General features: G+C 62.9%; 4 protein-coding genes. 3 read left to right on the top strand and 1 reads right to left on the bottom strand.

The genetic code is table 11. The annotated features are described in order from the left end of the window. On the top strand, window positions 1-193 hold a 193-nt coding region (locus VFE81_RS22170; protein ID WP_325046646.1), incomplete at its 5' end, for a hypothetical protein. Window positions 194-366: 173 nt separating this feature from the next. On the opposite strand, the gene VFE81_RS22175 is transcribed toward VFE81_RS22170, so the two are convergent. Then, on the bottom strand, window positions 367-1293 hold the full coding sequence (locus VFE81_RS22175; RefSeq protein WP_325046647.1) for a class II glutamine amidotransferase: 927 nt from the start codon (window positions 1291-1293) through the stop codon (window positions 367-369). A gap of 177 nt (window positions 1294-1470) precedes the next feature. Between VFE81_RS22175 and pyrC the strand changes: the two genes are divergently transcribed. Both pyrC and VFE81_RS22185 read left to right on the top strand, forming a co-directional pair. Beyond that, window positions 1471-2541, top strand: a complete 1071-nt coding sequence (gene pyrC / locus VFE81_RS22180) for a dihydroorotase (RefSeq protein WP_325046648.1) — start codon at window positions 1471-1473, stop codon at window positions 2539-2541. Window positions 2542-2552: 11 nt separating this feature from the next. Further along, the coding region (locus tag VFE81_RS22185; RefSeq protein WP_325046649.1) for a DUF3025 domain-containing protein at window positions 2553-3364 on the top strand (812 nt) is incomplete at its 3' end.

Raw genomic sequence — 3364 nt, forward strand, 5'->3', positions numbered from 1 at the left:
CTTCGGCACGAGCTCCTCGAGCGTGACCATCTCGAGTTCGTGCTGCATGGGCGTCGGTTTCTTGAGCATGACGCTCATTAAACGACAAAGCCCGGCGCATGGCCAGGCTTCGGGGGTACTTTGTCAGCAGTCTGAAGCCGCTTCGGAAGAAGCGGCTTTTTTGTTTCTGATGATTCGTCCTGAAACGGGTTGAAACTCTTTCCAGCCTTGGAAGAAGAGTCAAAAGGAATCAGCGATAAAGCGCACACAGCGGGACTTCTCTGACCCGTTCCGGCTTTTGCGACTGTGGGCGCGGGTCAGGCATTCTGGTGCTCGCGAATGCCGGCGTGAGCCAGGTGTTCCGACGTCAGCGAGCGCATTCGCAGGTCAGGATTCGAACGCAGCGGCGTCGTCCGCCGCTTCGAGGTCGACCTCGGCCGTGGCCACCGCTTCAACCGAGGCCGCAATCGTAGTCGCCGAAGCCGAGGCATCCAACTCCGGATTGCGCAGCTTCTCCAGCACCGAAGCCGGCACGGGCACGTTGACCCGGCCGATCACTTCGCCGTGCTGGAACATCATCAGGTCGCCCGGCTGGAAGGCGGTCCAGACTTCGTTATCGGTGAGCGGCTTGGTCGCGATCACGGCGACGCGGTCTTCCGGCGTCGTATATTTGGCGAAATCGATCGATACGTCCGCATCGACCAGATGGGCGGTCGAGAACGGCCAGCGCCGCACGATGAAGTGCAGATGCGTCGAGCAATGCGCGAATAGCGCCTGGCCATTCGACATCAGGAAATTGAAAACGCCGAACTGCGTGATCTCGCGCGTGAGCGTTTCGAGCGCCTCGAACAGTTCGTCGAGCGGCGGCTGCGTGCCCGGGAAAGCCTTGCGCAAGCCTTGGAGCAGCGCGCAGAACGCGAGCTCGCTATCGGTCGTGCCGACAGGCTGATAGACGCCGTTTAGCGCCGGCGAATAGTCTTTCAGATCACCGTTGTGCGCGAAGATCCAGTGACGTCCCCACAACTCGCGCATGAACGGATGGCAGTTTTCGAGCAGGATGTGCCCTTGCGTCGCCTTGCGAATATGCGCGATTGTGTTCTTCGATTTGATCGGGTAGCGCTTGACCATTTCGGCGATCGGCGAGGTGGCCGACGATTGATGGTCGATGAACAGGCGGCAGGCTTTGTCTTCGAAGAAGGCGATGCCCCAGCCGTCCGCGTGGTGATCGGTGACGCCGCCGCGCGCCGCAAAGCCGGTGAACGAGAACGTGACGTCCGTCGGCGCGGCGCAGTTCATTCCGAGAAGTTGGCACATGTTGCGGGTAAGCCTGTGAACGGGGGAGCCGTTACAATGATGATTTTCCAAGCATATCACCGAGCCAGAAGCGCCAAATAGCAAAATTGACGTGTGTCTAGGCCGCAACGGCACGAATTGCCGCAGTGTGCCCACGTCGATCACGCTTTTATCACCGAATCTCGTTCCCCTCTCGCCATGACCGCTTCCAACGCACCCCTCGATTCCATCGACATCGTCACGCTAGCCCGCCCGGACGACTGGCACCTGCACGTTCGCGACGGCGAGATGCTCGCTGCCGTGTTGCCGGATACCGCGCGCCAGTTCGGCCGCGCGATCATCATGCCTAACCTGAAGCCGCCGGTTACCACGACCGCGATGGCGCAGGCGTACCGCGAGCGCATCGTCGCCGCGATCCCGGCCGGCGCGAAGTTCGAACCGCTGATGACGCTGTACCTGACCGACAACACGCCGCCCGACGAAATCCGCCGCGCGCGCGAAAGCGGTTTCGTGCATGGCGTGAAGCTGTACCCGGCGGGTGCGACGACCAACTCGGACGCAGGCGTCACCGACATCATGAAGTGCGCCAAAACGCTCGAAGTGATGCAGGAAACCGGCATGCCACTGCTGGTGCACGGCGAAGTGACGGATTCGTCGATCGACCTGTTCGACCGCGAGAAAGTGTTCATCGACCGCGTGATGACGCCGCTGCGCCGCGAATTTCCGGCGCTGAAGGTGGTGTTCGAGCACATCACCACGAAAGATGCAGTCGACTACATCCGCGACGCCGGCGTGGCGCCGGGGCTGCTTGGTGCGACGATTACCGCACACCATCTGCTGTACAACCGCAACGCGATCTTCCAGGGCGGCATTCGCCCGCATTACTACTGCCTGCCGGTGTTGAAGCGCGAGACGCATCGCGTGGCGCTGGTCGAGGCGGCGACCTCGGGCAATCCGCGCTTCTTCCTCGGCACCGATAGCGCGCCGCATCCGAAGGGCTTGAAGGAGCACGCGTGCGGCTGCGCGGGCTGCTACACGGCGCTGCATGCACTCGAGCTCTATACGGAAGCCTTCGACAAGGCCGGCGCACTGGACAAGCTCGAAGGCTTCGCCAGCTTCTTCGGTGCGGATTTCTACGGCCTGCCGCGCAGCGAAGAGAAGGTTACGCTGCGTCGCGAGGAATGGACCCTGCCGGCTGAATTGCCGGTCGGCGACACGCCTGTTGTGCCGCTGCGTGGTGGTGAGTCGATTGGTTGGCGCCTCGTCTGAGGTTGCGTTAGATGCAGGTGCAAGAGGCGGCGCGCGTGGGTTCCGGTTTCGCCGATATCGACTGGTCGAGGCCATGGTTCGCGCAATTCGCGGCGCGCGGCGAGCGCTGGCAGCAGGGCGCGCTGACGAGCTACGCGGCGTTGCTCGCAGAAATGAATGCCGATGCCGTCGCGATGCGCCAGGTCACAGGGCGCGGTCAGCGCCTCGCGTTCATTGCGCAGGACGATCTGCCGCCGGGCGAGGCTTACGAGGCGCACATCGCGTCGACGGGCTGCGTGCCGACGCGCCACAATCTGCATGACTTCTTCAACGGGTCGATGTGGTTTGCTTTTCCGCGCATCAAGGCAGCGCTGAACGCGCGGCAGTCGGCGGCGATCGACGTGTCAGGCGTCGGCCCGACCCGCGGCGGCGTGCGTGACACGCTGACCCTGTTCGACGAAAACGCGTTGCTGTTCGCCTGTGCCGACCCGGCGTTGAGCGCGGCATTGCGCGGATTCGACTGGCAGACGCTGCTGGTTGCTCACCGTGATGCCTGGGGGACACGCTGTGAAGTGCGCTGCTTCGGTCACGCGCTGCTGGAAAAGCTGATCGCGCCGTTCAAGGCCTGCACGGGCCACGCGTGGATCGTCGATGTCCCGGTCGACTACTTCGGCTGGAGTGCTGTGGCGCGCGACGCTTGGCTCGACGAGTCTGTCAGCACGGTACTCCTGAACACCGATGCATTGACGAGCCGTATGTTTGCACCGCTGCCCGTGCTGGGGATCCCCGGTTGGTGCGCCGAGAACGAAGCGCCCGCGTTTTACGACGACACGTCCGTCTTTCG

The organism is Paraburkholderia sp. (assembly GCF_035656215.1).
GTDB lineage: Bacteria > Pseudomonadota > Gammaproteobacteria > Burkholderiales > Burkholderiaceae > Paraburkholderia.